The following is a 13355-nucleotide window of genomic DNA, read 5'->3' as shown; positions in this document are numbered from 1 at the left end:
CCCGGTACTGGCATAAATCCCGGATGCAAAACAACATCATTCTGGTGGGTCTGATGGGCGCGGGAAAATCCACCATAGGTCGACAACTCGCCCGGAGACTGAACCTGACGTTCTACGATTCTGATAAGGTAATCGAAGAGCGTACTGGTGTCGGTATCCCCACCATCTTTGAAATCGAAGGTGAAGCGGGCTTCCGTGAGCGCGAGGAACAGATCATTGCCGAATTGACCGCAATGCCCAACATTTTGTTGGCTACCGGCGGCGGCAGCGTCTTGCGTGAAACCAACCGCCAGCACATTAAAGCAGGCGGTTGCGTCATCTATTTACGTGCCAGTGCTGAGCATTTGTTTCAGCGCATCAAGCACGACCGCAGCCGTCCGTTGATGCAAACCAGTCACCCGTTACAGACGTTACGCGATTTGTTGAAAATGCGTGAACCGTTGTATCTGGAAGTTGCCGATTTAATCGTGCCAACCGGTAAGCAGAAAGTGAATGTTATTTTGCGCGATATTTACACCAAACTAAAACAGTTACAGGAAGTTTCCCATGCAAACCCTCCAGCTTGATCTTGGCGAGCGCAGTTACCCGATTCACATTGGTCAAGGTTTGTTGCAACAGCCTGAACTGGTTACGCCGCACATTCGCGGTAAAAGTGCGGTGGTGGTGTCCAATACCACGGTTGCACCGCTGTATTTACAGACAACCGACGCGATGTTGACGGGGTTAAAGCATTCCGCTGCCATTTTGCCGGATGGGGAAGAATACAAAAATCTGGATACGCTGAACCAGATTTATACGCATTTGCTCGAAAACAAAGCGGATCGTAAAACCACCTTGATTGCCTTGGGTGGTGGTGTTGTCGGTGATATGACCGGTTATGCGGCAGCGAGTTACCAGCGTGGGGTGAATTTTATTCAGATTCCGACTACCTTGCTGGCTATGGTGGATTCGTCGGTGGGCGGTAAAACCGGGGTTAATCATCCGTTGGGTAAAAACATGATTGGGGCGTTTCACCAGCCGCAATGCGTGTTGATTGACACCGACACCCTCAATACGCTGGCAGATCGTGAACTCAGCGCGGGCATTGCCGAAGTGGTGAAGTACGGTTTGATTCGTGACCCGGCGTTTTTGACCTGGTTAGATGAAAACATGGACGGTTTGCTGGCGCGTGACCCGCAAACCTTGACCTATGCGATTTATCGCTCGTGCGAACACAAAGCGGAAGTGGTAGCGGCTGATGAGCGTGAATCCGGGCAACGGGCGTTGCTCAATTTGGGGCATACCTTCGGGCACGCGATTGAAGCCAGCATGGGCTATGGGCAATGGTTGCACGGTGAGGCGGTCGCAACAGGGATGGTAATGGCGGCGCAAATGTCGCAGCAAATGGGATGGCTGGGTGCGGATGAGGTGGCTTACGTGCGCCATATTTTACAACGCGCCCGCTTGCCGGTTGACCCGCCAGCTCAGATGAGTGGCGAGGATTTTGCGCGTTACATGTCCGTGGATAAGAAAGTGCTGGATGGCACGTTACGACTGGTATTGATGAAATCGTTGGGTGAATCCATCGTTACGGCTGATTTTGACCCGGACGCGCTTAAACGGGTTTTACAGGGTTAAGCGCGTCCGCCGCTTTATGTCCGCGCCCAAATAACCCGCCCACATCAGCTTTCATCAGGTAAAGCGCAGGCACTAAATACAGCGCGAGGAACGTCGCAAATAAAATCCCGAATCCCAGTGTCACCGCCATTGGAATCAGGAATTGCGCCTGTGTGGTTTTATCCAGAATCAGTGGTGTCATCCCCGCAAAAGTGGTCAGCGAGGTCAGCAGGATAGGGCGGAAACGCGCTACGCCCGCCTCGCGTACCGCTTCTGCGACGGCAAAACCTTCTTTAAGCTTTTGATTGATGCGATCCACCATCACCAGCGCGTCGTTCACCGCCACCCCAAACAATGCCAGCAAGCCAAACATACTGCTGATGCTTAAATCCATGCCCATTAAAGCGTGTCCGCCCAATGCGCCAATAATGGAAAACGGAATAACGCTCATCACCACCAAGGGTTGCGCATACGATTGCAGCGGAATCGCCAGCAAAATGTAAATGGCCAGCAACGCGAAACCCAAGCCCATGATCAAACTGCCCATCGACTCTTTTTGTTCTTTTTGCTCACCTTCCATGTCGTAACTAACTCCCGGATGCGCAGCGAGAGCTTCCGGCAACCAAGCTTTGAGGTCGGCGACGACTTTAGGAATATTGATGCGCCCTTTATCCACGTCGGCGGTAATGTCGATCACACGCTGGCGATTTACTCGCGAAATTTTCGGCGCACCTTGTCCTAATGTGATGTCAGCGACTTCGCTCAACGGGATTTCCGCGCCATCGGTGGTGCGAATCAGCAAATTTTGCAAATCTGACAGCGAGTAACGCTCGTTTTTGGGGTAACGCACCATGACTTTGACTTCGGATTGATCGCGCTGGACACGCTGGGCTTCCGCACCGTAAATAGCATGGCGCACTTGGGTTCCCACCGCGCCCAAGGTCAAACCGAGTTGTTCGGCTTCGGGGCGGATGCGCAATTGCACTTCCTGTTTGCCGCCTTCAAAGCTGTTTTTAATGTCGAATACACCGTCATATTCCGCCATTTTTACTTTGATTTTATCAGCAACAGCCGCCATTTCATCGAAGTCATTGCCGCGTAATTGCACCGCTAACGGGCTGCCGCCCTGCGCGACTTCTGCACGGAAGCTGACTTCCTGTGCACCGGGGATTTGCCCGATTAACTTGCGCCATTCGCCTGTCAATGCGGTACTGCTAATGGTAAGTGTGCGTTGTTCGGGGGCGGTAATTTCAAAGGTAACGCTGGCAAGATGCGATTTCCCCGCACTTTCACCGCGCCTGCCGGATGAGCCAGTTGCTCCCACTGTTACCAGAATATGTTGAATAATGCTCTCGCCGGTGCTGGGTTCGATGTATTTTTTCTGCAACTCTTGTGCGGCTTTGCTCATGCGTTCGGCGTGGCGGGTAGTCACGGCGAGTGGCGTACCTTCCTGCATTTGCAACGTGCCGGTAGCGTATTCACCTTGTACACGCGGGAAAAACGTGAATTTCATCCGCCCACTCATCGGAATAGTGAGTGTCAGAATAAACAACGCGATGAACACGCTGATGACGAGGTAACGCCAATTCAGCGCGGTGTCTAATGATGGGCGGTAAACCCGCTCGATAAAGGTTTCCAGCCCGTGTGAAAATTTACGCTGAAACCGCGTGAACGCGCCGATTTCAGAGTCACGTCGGGTGTGCAAGTGGCGTAAATGCACAGGCAGAATCAGTTTGGATTCAATCAGTGAAAACAGCAGTACAGGAATAACGATCAAGGGAATTTGTGCAAAAATAGGCCCGCGATCCCCAGCCATCATGAGCAGTGGCGTAAACGCTGCTACCGTAGTCATCACCCCGAAGGTGACGGGTACGGTAATTTCCTGTGTGCCTTCAACAGCAGCACGCAGTGGATCATCGTGGCGTTTAACGTGTGAGTAAATATTTTCACCGGTCACAATCGCATCATCGACGACGATCCCCAGCACTAAAATAAATGCAAACATACTCACCAGATTCAGAGTTACCCCCAGTTCTGGCATAAGCCACAATGCGCCTAGGAAACTGATTGGAATCCCCAGCATAATCCAAAAAGCTAAGTCGATACGCAAAAACAAGGTCAATACAATAAACACCAGAATCGCACTTTGTATCGCACTGGAAGTGAGGGTGGATAAACGCGCTTTGATGGTTTTGGAATTGTCGCGCCAGTAATCCAGCGTCGTTCCCGCTGGTAAACTTTCGCTGCGTTTCGCAATGAAATCTTTGATGGTATTTGCCAGCGTAATCGCGTTTTGATCACCAATGCGGTAAACATTGATGAACGCGGCTTTTTGCCCGTCGTATTCGGAATACAGTTCGTCTTCGTTAAAGCCATCATTGATATGCGCAATATCGCCCAGCCGGATGCGCGAACCGTTGGCACTACTGATAACGGTGATATTGGCGAAATCGTCTTGCTTATAAGCTTGCCCCAAACTGCGCACCAAAATGTCACCACCGGTGGTTTTCACCGTGCCACCGGGAATATCGCGCGATGCATTACGAATGGCTTGTGCCACGGTATCCAAGGTAATGCCGTATTCGCGCAACGTCGCTTGCGGTACGCTAATGCTGATTTCAAACGGGCGCACCCCGCCTAAATCCGCTTGGGTAATACCGGGCAGGCGCAGCATTTCATCGCGTACACTTTCAGCTTGCAGGCGCAATTCGGTTTCAGACAGTTTATTGCTGGCAAGTACTACGCTAATGACTTCACGACGGCGCGTAAGCTGTTCTACCACCGGGCGTTCCGCGTCGGCGGGTAAGCGGTTGGTAATGCCATCCACACGGGTTTTGATTTGATTCACCAGTTCGGTGACATCGTGTTGTTTGTCGATTTCGACCCGCAATTGTGCTGAACCTTCCGCCGCGTCACTGAGGATTTCAGTAATGCCTTGCAGGTCGGCAATCGCTTCTTCCACACGCACAATAATGCCTTCCTCAACCTCTTTCGGGGTAGCACCGGGGTAGGCGACGGTAATATTGACAATATCCAGCTCAAATTCGGGAAACACTTCCAACGGAATGCGTTTGAGGGTGGAATACACCCCCATGACCATAATAAACACCATCAGGATATTGGCGGCAACAGGGTTGCGGACGAACCAAGCGATCATGGTTTTGGCTCCTGCGGTGCGTCGGCAGGCTTAGCTTGCGGCTTTTTTTCGCCCGCCACTTGCACAGCCTGCCCATCGGTAGCCTGCGGTAATGGCGTGGTAATCACGCGCTTGTCGTTGAGATCCGCCTCGCTGCGTACCACCATTTCGCTTTCGGTGCTCCACACCAGTTCAATCGGTTGAACCACGACTTTGCCATCTTGCAGCAACAGTATTTCTTTGCCTTGGCGTACTGCTGAACTGGGTAAAACGTACACATTGTTGAATAGTTTGCCCTGGATGGCGGCACTCACGTATTGCCCAATGCGTAATGGCGCACTCACGCCTTCGCGAGCTTCGTAAGGGTTGTCAATGCGGGCAATGACGGTCATTTGACGACTTTTTTCATCCAACGCGGCACTGCTGCGCACCACTTGCCCTTGCCAAGTATCTTGCAGGTTGCCAGCCGTGGGGCGGAAGCTGACTTTGGGCATTAACGCGGCATCCGCCGCTTTATTGCGAAATGCTTCCGGGATATTGAGCAAAGCGTATTGTGCCAGCGATAACGGTAAATGCACTTCCACCGCATCCGTTGCGTAAATCACGCCCAACACTGTGCCGGGGGTAACGTATTGCCCCACGTCAACGCGCTTTTCCTGCACCCGTCCACGGTAAGGCGCGGTAATGCGGGTGCGGTTAAGATTAAGTTTTTCCTGCTGAAGTTTGGCATCGGCGGCATTGATTGCGGCTTGCGCGGCGGCAATGTGCGGGCGACGCGCCGCCAAGTCACTTTGGGGGCGGGAAGCATTGCCATCGAGTAAATTCCAGTCGCGTTGCGCGAGTTTGGCTTGCGCTTGTTGCTCTTGCAGGGTGAGTTGCTTTTGGGCTAGATCTCCCTCTGCAATGGTAATGGCGTTGGTGTAATTGGAAGCATCCAATTTGAGCAGCGTAGCATTTTTGTCGAAATAGCCGCCTTCTTGGAAATCGGCAGAAATTTCCAGCACTTTGCCGGAGACTTCTGCGACTAAATTGGTTTGGGTTTGTGCTTGCACAATGCCGGAAGCATTGACCGTGACCTGATAATCGCGCAGTTTCAGTGGCTGTGCTTCGACAATCACAGGGCGGGCTTCGGACGGTTGCTTTTCTGCTTCCGGGCCGGTAGCGATGAGGAATTTACCAACACCGATACCGACAGCAATAACCAGCAGTGGCAGGATGATTTTTTTGATGTTCATGTGTGCGAACCTGTCCTTTTCCCAAGTGGGGCTATGTTACTGCCGGATTGTGCAAACAGTATGAAAATTCAACCATAGCGTCCGTCAATACGCGGCTTAATCAAGATCGGTGCATAGTGCCACATAAACACGGTAAATGCGGTAATCCACAGCAGTTGTGCCGTTAGAATCCATTCGCCGTAAAATTCCGGTACGAGCCAAACATTCCACACCCGAATAAAAGCCGCGCTAAATAGCACCAAAAACACCAGAATTAAACTGGTGGGCGGTTCCGTGACATTGCGTCCGGTATGCCCCAACGCTACCCGCGCCATCATGCCGATGGTCATCATGCCAATGCCACCGATTGCGAAAGCGTGCAAGGCAATCCAAGGCGAAATACTGACTGCGACGGCTAAAAACTTCAGGAAAAAGCCCAGAACCAGCCAACCATAAGCAAGGTATAACACCCACAACAAGGTTTTTTCCCACAAGTTCGGGTGATACCAGCCAACCATGCGGAAGGCGTGTAACGGCACTTGCGCCAATGCCAGCAAACCGGCGAGGAAGTGCGCGGTAGCATGACCAAACGCCATTGCGATGACATCTGCCACCGCAAACCCTAAAAATAAAATCAGGCTAAAACGGTCAACCCATACATCATTTTTCGCTTCAAACGGGCAGCCGACACCACGCTCAATAAAAAATGGAATGACGCGCCGTCCCATTGTAAAAATCAGTGCCAGAATGGTGTAAAACGCTGCGTATAAACCAACTTGCACACCTTCTGTCCAATAGCCCAATAAACCGAGGTAAAACGCGATATTCGCGGGGATCAGCAACGCCACTTTGCCTACCAAAGCCATTTGCTTCCATTGCTGGGCTTTGATGATTGGGTGCGCCATTTCGTAAGTCAGCCACAGTAAAAACGCGGTATCCACCACCGCAGCCACACTCAATAAACCGGTAAAAGGCAATACCCGCGCTAAAAACCATAGCAAGGCGAGTATCAGCAGTGGTTGTTGGCTAATGGTGGGGCGATTTGTCCAGTTTTTGACCGCAGTCAATAAAAATCCCGCCGCCACGGCTACCGCATAGCCGAAAATCATTTCATGCCCATGCCATACTGTTGCAGGGTAATTGCTCGGTAATAGCAGCCATTTAAAATGGTAGATGCCCAGCCATAACACCATGCCTAATATGGCAAATAATCCGGCAGCGAGGAAAAACGGACGAAAACCGAGGTGATCAAGCGCGTACTTGCCAGTGTAAGGTTTTTCGAGGTTGATGATCATGTGACTTCCTGTCTAGTAAGTGATTTTCAGGTGGTAAGGGCGAAGTTTAGCAGAACTCTTTTAAGCGGCGTAAAAGAAACCCGGTATTATGGGCGTGCTTGGGTTACGAGCGGTGTTTATTCGTCCAATAAAGGCTGGGTATGGAATTATTATTAGCTTTGTTTGTGGTCGCGCTGATTGCCGGATGGGTGGATGCCATCGGTGGTGGTGGCGGTTTATTGTCTATTCCCGCGTTGCTATGGGCGGGTTTTACGCCGTTGGAAGCGTTGGCAACCAATAAATTACAGGCCAGTTTTGGCTCATCTACCGCTACGCTCAATTACACCCGCCACGGTTTAGTGGATGTAAAGGGGCAGAAGTTAACCATTGCATTAACCTTTTTGGGCGCGGTGTGTGGGACGTTATTGGTGCAGCAAATTGATGCGGGCGTGCTGGAAAAAGCTATTCCGGTGTTGTTGATGGCGTTTGCGTTGTATTTTTTATTTTCGCCGAAAATCAGCGATGTGGATCAACAGCAGTCCGTGTCACCGTTAACGTTTGCGCTGGGTGTCGGTTTTACGGTGGGGTTTTACGACGGGTTTTTTGGCCCCGGCGCGGGTACATTTTTTACGATGGGCTACGTGGCATTGTTAGGGTACGGTTTGCCGAAAGCGACGGGAAATACCAAGTTGCTGAATTTCACCAGTAATATTACTTCGCTACTATTTTTCGCGCTGTCGGGGCATATCGTGTGGCTGGCAGGCTTGGTGATGGGAGTAGGGCAGGTGATTGGTAGTTACCTCGGCTCACACATGGCGGTCAAGCACGGTACACGCTTGATCCGCCCGGTGTTGGTTACAGTGTCGCTGTTAGTTTCACTGAAACTGCTGCTTGATTAAGACTACTTCTTTTTCTTCTTCTCGCTTTTCTTGATTTCACGTACTCGCGCCATTTGGCGTTTTTTAGTGTGTTCCTGACGTGGGGTCAAGGTATTGCGCTTGCCTTCATACGGATTTTCACCCGATTTGTATTCAATCCGTACCTGACTACCCACCAGTTTGAGGGTCTTGTGGAAATAGTTGGTCAGGTAGCGCGTATACATATCTGGCACGTAATCGGTGCGATTACCGTGAATAATAATACGGAACGGGTTGCTGCCACCTTGGTGAGCGTAGCGCAATTTAATGCGTTGCCCGCGAGTGAGCGGCGGCTGATGTTGTTGCACTGCCATTTCCAGAATGCGCGTCAAGCGCGGCGTGGGCACTTTGAGCATGGCGGAATCGTAAGCGCGTTTCACCGCCGTATACAGCAAGCCGACGTTGGAGCCGTGCAGCGCAGAGATGAAATACTTTTCCGCAAAATCAAGGAACGGCAGTTTGATTTCAAGCTGTTGCTTGATCCAGTCGCGTTCGTCGGATTCCAGCCCGTCCCATTTATTGATCGCCAACACGAGGGCTTTGCCCGCATCCAATACCAAGCCCAGTAAGTGCGCGTCTTGATCGGCGATGGTGTCGTGCGCATCTACCAGCATGATCACGACGTGGGCGCGTTGAATCGCATCCAGTGTTTTGATAATGCTGAATTTTTCGATGGTTTCATCGACCCGGCTGCGGCGACGTACCCCGGCAGTGTCGATCAGGGTGTATTTTTGCCCGTCACGTTCAAATGGGATGAAAATACTGTCGCGGGTTGTGCCAGGTTGGTCAAACGCAATCACGCGCTCTTCGCCCATAATGCGGTTGATCAGGGTCGATTTACCCACGTTCGGGCGACCTACGAAGGCAATACGAATACTGCCATCGTCTTCTTCGGCTTCTTCGTCATCAAAATCCGCACCCAAGGTATCGAGAACCGTGTTCATCAATACCGTGACACCGCGCCCTTGTACCGCCGCAATTTGAAAAACTTCGGTAAAGCCCAGCGTATAAAACTCGGAAGAGGCTTGATCCGCATCCACACCGTCGATTTTATTGACCAGCAAGAATACCGGCTTGCCCATCACGCGAATGTCTTGCGCAATTTGCTGGTCGGCGGCGGTTAAACCTTGTCTGCCATCCACGATGAATAAAATCGCATCGGCTTCTTGCATCGCTGCGCGGGTTTGCTTTGCCATGTGTTCGTCAATGCCGACTTCTTCACCGCTTAAACCGCCAGTGTCGATCAGCATATAGCTGCGCCCATTAAGGTCGCCAGTGCCGTATTTACGGTCACGGGTCAAACCGGGAAAATCTGCTACCAGCGCGTCACGCGAGCGGGTCAGGCGATTAAAAAGGGTAGATTTACCCACATTAGGGCGGCCGATTAAGGCAAGAACAGGTTTCATTCGACGTATACTGCAAGAAAACAATCGGCGAAGGATACCATGAGCATATGATGATAAACAGTTGCGAATACGGTACAGTTTCGCGCATTGCACAATCTACTAGGAACACTAAAGGATACACTCGATGAGTCACCATAATCATAAAGTCCGTAAAGCCGTTATTCCCGTGGCTGGTTTGGGTACACGCATGTTGCCTGCAACCAAGGCCATTCCTAAAGAAATGCTGCCTATTGTGGATAAACCGCTGATTCAATACGTCGTCAGTGAATGCGTCGCTGCCGGTATCAATGAAATCGTATTAGTTACCCATTCCAGTAAAAACTCGATTGAAAACCACTTTGACACCAGTTTTGAGCTGGAAACCATGCTCGAAAAGCGCGTCAAACGCCAATTGCTGGATGAAGTGCGTTCCATTTGCCCGTCTAACGTTACCATTATGCAAGTGCGTCAGGGGCAGGCCAAAGGTTTAGGCCACGCCATTATGTGCGCCTACCCGGTGGTGGGGAATGAACCTTTCGCGGTGGTGTTGCCTGATGTGATTTTGAACGAATACAGCAGCGATTTGCGTAAGGAAAACTTAGCCGCGATGTTGTCCTTGTACGACGAAACCGGCTACAGCCAGATCATGGTCGAACCCGTGCCGCAAGCTAAAGTGTCTTCTTACGGTATCGTTGATTTGAACGGGCAGGGGTTAGAACCGGGTGAATCTGTGCCGTTAAGCGCGATTGTGGAAAAACCGGATGTTGAAGATGCACCTTCCAACTTCGCGGTCGTTGGGCGTTATGTATTGTCGCCGCATACTTGGGGCTGGTTAAAGCGCACCCCATTGGGCGCGGGTGATGAAATTCAGTTGACCGATGCGATTGGTTTACTGATGCGCGAATACCAAGTAAATGCATTCCACATGACAGGTAAAAGCCACGACTGCGGTTCCAAAATGGGCTATATGGCGGCGAATGTGGAATACGCTTCGCGCCACCCGGAACTGGGAAGTCGTTTCAATGCTTTCTTGAAAGAGTACGTGAAAACGCTTTGACTCCCGCACTGACCCATCCGCTAGATGAGCAACTTGCCGCCTTGCTGCAACGGCTGGGCGGTACGGCGGATGTTGCTGGCTTGCGTGCGCTGGTGAAATACGTCAGTGAGCGCACCCGTAACGGGGTGATTGCCGCACCGTTGGCGGGGTTGCCCGGTGTTGATCCCGCCGCGCTGCAAGCGGATGTGGTGGGTGAACCGGGTGATTACAAACCGATTATTGTGAACGCGACTCATGCGTGGCTTTACCGTTACTGGCAATACGAAGAGCGTTTGGCGACGCAGGTGCGTCAACGTTTGACACAAGGGGAAGGTGTAGCAGGCATTCCCGCGCTGTGGATTATTTCCGGCGGCCCCGGTACGGGTAAAACCACCACGGTAACGCGCCTGATGGCGGATTTACTGGCGCAAGGGGTGCGCTCGGAACGCATTTTGCTGGCAGCACCCACGGGTAAAGCGGCGATGCGAATGCTGGAGTCGATTCGCGATACTCGCGAACGTTTACAATTGCCGGTGGAAATTGCCGAACAGTTGCCGACGCAAGCGCGTACTTTGCACCGTTTACTGGGCTACATTCCCAACCGCGTGGGGTTTCGTCACCATGCGCAACACCCATTGCCAGCGGATGTAGTCATCGTGGATGAAGCCTCGATGATTGATATTTCCCTAATGACGCATTTATTTGAGGCGGTGTCGCCCTCGGCACGGCTGATTTTATTGGGCGATAAAGATCAATTGGCTTCGGTGGAAACCGGGTCGATTTTCCGCGATTTGTGCGAAGCTCCGGCGTTGCAAGCGCATCGTCAGGTATTGCAGCGTAGTTACCGTTTCAGCGAGAGCGATGGGGTCGGGCAGTTAGCGCAGGCGATTCGTGCCGCTGATGAAACTCGTTTGCTGGTCGTGTTAGCCGCAGAGGAATTTCCTAGCGTTTCGTGGGATGAAAGCGGCGAAGGTTTGCAAGCGCAGTGGTTACAAGATGGCTGGCAAGCGTATGTTTCAGCAGTGCAAGCGGGTGATGTGACAGCGGTGTTTCAGGCATTTAACGATTTGCGCATTTTAACCCCGTTGCGCCAAGGTCGTTTGGGTGTGGAAGGCTTGAATCCGTGGGTGGATAACGTGATGCAACGTTTGTTACCCACGCACGCGGGGGCGTTGCGCCCTTGGTATGTGGGCAGGCCGGTGATGGTGACGCAAAACGATTACCGTCAGGAATTGTTTAACGGCGATATTGGGATTGCGCTACCGGATGCGCAAGGCGTGTTGCGGGTGTGGTTTCCGACCGAGCAGGCGGGGGAGTTTCGTGCAGTCGCGCCGATTCGTTTGCCTGCCCACGAAACTGCTTGGGCGATGACGATTCATAAAAGTCAGGGGTCGGAATTTACCCGCGTGCTATTACTGTTGCCGGATGTGGAGGATTCACCGTTGCTGGGGCGCGAATTGCTGTACACCGCTGTGACCCGTGCGAAACAGGGGATTCACGTGATTGCGAGTCGCGCTACGTTGCAACGCGCATTGCAGCAAGTGATGCCGCCTGCCTCGTGTTTGCAGGAGAAATTAACGGTTGTTTAGTCTGCGACCGTTCCCCATACCGCAAACACCGGATCAGACACCGACGTTTCGCGGTAATGAGGATCAGTTTTCGGGCGCGGTAAACCTCGGAGCGATTCGGTGTGTAATTCGCTAAGTTTCCCCGTCTTTAGAAAATAATCCAGCACTAAGCCTTGGCGTTCAAACGGGTGCATTTCCCCCCAAAGGCTAATCGCTTTACTTGGAAACCAGCGCGTAGAAAACACCATAGTGACTTTGCCACCTGCTTGCGTAACCCGTGCTAATTCCTCCATTACTGCTAAAGGTTGGGTGAGGTATTCCACTGATACGCTGCAAATTACCGCATCAAATTGGTCATCCGCAAACGGTAACTGTGGCTGATGGTTGAGGTCATGTACCACGCGCTTGGTTAAGCGCGGGTTTGCTGCTAATTCTGCTGCGTTCATGCCCAAGCCGGTCACAGTCTTGAGGGCTAGAGATTCCGGCAAATGCGATACCCAACTGCTCATTAAATCCAGTACCCGCGTATTCGGGGTTAATAAGCGGGCGTAAAGGGCTGTTACTTGGGCAATCGCAGTGCTATCCAAATGCCTGATTAAACGTGGATTAGTATAAAATTGCGCGTCTTGTGCTTCATCGCCGCGCCCAAACGGATAATCTGCGTAAAAATCCGTGGACACCTTCGGGTAAGGCGTTTGCATTCCCGCGCCATTTTCGGTGATTAAACGCGCTATATCACGCGGCGTATTCGCCCGTTGCGGCTGACTAACAAGCTCTGGCGTATCGCGTAAGTGCAGGGTGAGCGGGTACTGTGCCAGCGGATGATTTAAATCACCATCAAGCGTCAATCGCGTGTCATTGATAATGCGAAAAGGTTGAAACGTATTTGGCGTGCAGTTTAACGCTTGCCAAGCGAAACCCTGCGGATAAAATCGCCCTAACCGAGGTTCGATGCGTAAATGGCGTTGCTGGCTGATGAATTGTGTACGTGGAAATGCCACCCGTCGCAGCGGGTCGTGCGCTGGCACTAATTCCCCGGCAGCAAACTGTGCGTTGCAGCTTTCACCCGCTTTTAGGTCGAGTAATTTTTGTGAAAGTGGTGCAGGAACACTGTCATGCGCTGTATCAATGTTGCTCACAAACAGTCGGTCACAGTGACTGGCAACGGCACTGCGCCATGTCAGAGACACTTCAACGTTAGCAAGCGTGGCAGTTTTCATGGGCTTACC

At 51.9% G+C, this 13355-nt stretch carries 10 protein-coding genes; 5 read left to right on the top strand and 5 right to left on the bottom strand.

Features of this window, described 5'->3' with window-relative positions; genetic code table 11:
* Positions 1-23 precede the first annotated feature (23 nt).
* Together J9260_RS11880 and aroB are read left to right on the top strand one after the other, a co-directional pair.
* On the top strand, positions 24-566 hold the full coding sequence (locus tag J9260_RS11880) for a shikimate kinase (protein WP_210217970.1): 543 nt from the start codon (positions 24-26) through the stop codon (positions 564-566).
* A complete protein-coding gene (gene aroB / locus J9260_RS11875) occupies positions 547-1617 on the top strand; it encodes a 3-dehydroquinate synthase (protein WP_210217969.1) in 1071 nt (356 codons plus the stop codon). The genes J9260_RS11880 and aroB overlap by 20 nt, the downstream gene beginning before the upstream one ends.
* Here aroB and J9260_RS11870 read toward each other — a convergent pair.
* From J9260_RS11870 to J9260_RS11860, 3 genes are all read right to left on the bottom strand, one after another.
* Complete coding sequence (locus tag J9260_RS11870) at positions 1595-4753, bottom strand: efflux RND transporter permease subunit (protein WP_210217968.1); 3159 nt, start codon at positions 4751-4753, stop codon at positions 1595-1597. The two genes, aroB and J9260_RS11870, sit on opposite strands and share 23 nt — an antisense overlap.
* Positions 4750-5967, bottom strand: coding sequence for an efflux RND transporter periplasmic adaptor subunit (locus tag J9260_RS11865; protein WP_210217967.1), 1218 nt, complete (start codon positions 5965-5967; stop codon positions 4750-4752). The genes J9260_RS11870 and J9260_RS11865 overlap by 4 nt, the downstream gene beginning before the upstream one ends.
* A 68-nt stretch (positions 5968-6035) precedes the next feature.
* Complete coding sequence (locus J9260_RS11860) at positions 6036-7241, bottom strand: NnrS family protein (protein WP_246499420.1); 1206 nt, start codon at positions 7239-7241, stop codon at positions 6036-6038.
* Positions 7242-7381: 140 nt separating this feature from the next.
* Between J9260_RS11860 and J9260_RS11855 the strand changes: the two genes are divergently transcribed.
* The gene (locus J9260_RS11855; RefSeq protein WP_210217966.1) at positions 7382-8119 is read left to right on the top strand and encodes a TSUP family transporter; all 738 of its coding nucleotides are present in this window, start codon (positions 7382-7384) and stop codon (positions 8117-8119) included.
* Positions 8120-8121: 2 nt separating this feature from the next.
* Here J9260_RS11855 and der read toward each other — a convergent pair whose 3' ends face one another.
* Positions 8122-9543, bottom strand: a complete 1422-nt coding sequence (gene der / locus J9260_RS11850; RefSeq protein ID WP_210217965.1) for a ribosome biogenesis GTPase Der — start codon at positions 9541-9543, stop codon at positions 8122-8124.
* Positions 9544-9667: 124 nt separating this feature from the next.
* Here der and galU point away from each other — a divergent pair, with 124 nt between their 5' ends.
* Both galU and recD read left to right on the top strand, forming a co-directional pair.
* On the top strand, positions 9668-10579 hold the full coding sequence (gene galU, locus J9260_RS11845) for a UTP--glucose-1-phosphate uridylyltransferase GalU (RefSeq protein WP_210217964.1): 912 nt from the start codon (positions 9668-9670) through the stop codon (positions 10577-10579).
* On the top strand, positions 10576-12147 hold the full coding sequence (recD, locus tag J9260_RS11840) for an exodeoxyribonuclease V subunit alpha (RefSeq protein WP_210217963.1): 1572 nt from the start codon (positions 10576-10578) through the stop codon (positions 12145-12147). Before galU ends, recD begins: the two co-directional genes overlap by 4 nt.
* On the opposite strand, the gene J9260_RS11835 is transcribed toward recD, so the two are convergent.
* Positions 12144-13346, bottom strand: coding sequence for a methyltransferase domain-containing protein (locus tag J9260_RS11835; RefSeq protein WP_210217962.1), 1203 nt, complete (start codon positions 13344-13346; stop codon positions 12144-12146). The genes recD and J9260_RS11835 overlap by 4 nt on opposite strands.
* Between the last annotated feature and the right edge of the window lie 9 nt (positions 13347-13355).

The organism is Thiothrix unzii (assembly GCF_017901175.1).
Taxonomy (GTDB): Bacteria; Pseudomonadota; Gammaproteobacteria; order Thiotrichales; family Thiotrichaceae; genus Thiothrix; species Thiothrix unzii.
This window is presented reverse-complemented; position numbering and strand designations above follow the sequence as displayed.

Excerpts from the sequence above, each read along its gene's own strand:
- J9260_RS11880 (WP_210217970.1), top strand. The coding sequence starts at position 24 with ATGCAAAACAACATCATTCTGGTGGGTCTGATGGGCGCGGGAAAATCC.
- aroB (WP_210217969.1), top strand. The coding sequence starts at position 547 with ATGCAAACCCTCCAGCTTGATCTTGGCGAGCGCAGTTACCCGATTCAC.
- J9260_RS11870 (WP_210217968.1), bottom strand. The coding sequence starts at position 4,753 with ATGATCGCTTGGTTCGTCCGCAACCCTGTTGCCGCCAATATCCTGATG.
- J9260_RS11865 (WP_210217967.1), bottom strand. The coding sequence starts at position 5,967 with ATGAACATCAAAAAAATCATCCTGCCACTGCTGGTTATTGCTGTCGGT.
- J9260_RS11860 (WP_246499420.1), bottom strand. The coding sequence starts at position 7,241 with ATGATCATCAACCTCGAAAAACCTTACACTGGCAAGTACGCGCTTGAT.
- J9260_RS11855 (WP_210217966.1), top strand. The coding sequence starts at position 7,382 with ATGGAATTATTATTAGCTTTGTTTGTGGTCGCGCTGATTGCCGGATGG.
- der (WP_210217965.1), bottom strand. The coding sequence starts at position 9,543 with ATGAAACCTGTTCTTGCCTTAATCGGCCGCCCTAATGTGGGTAAATCT.
- galU (WP_210217964.1), top strand. The coding sequence starts at position 9,668 with ATGAGTCACCATAATCATAAAGTCCGTAAAGCCGTTATTCCCGTGGCT.
- J9260_RS11835 (WP_210217962.1), bottom strand. The coding sequence starts at position 13,346 with ATGAAAACTGCCACGCTTGCTAACGTTGAAGTGTCTCTGACATGGCGC.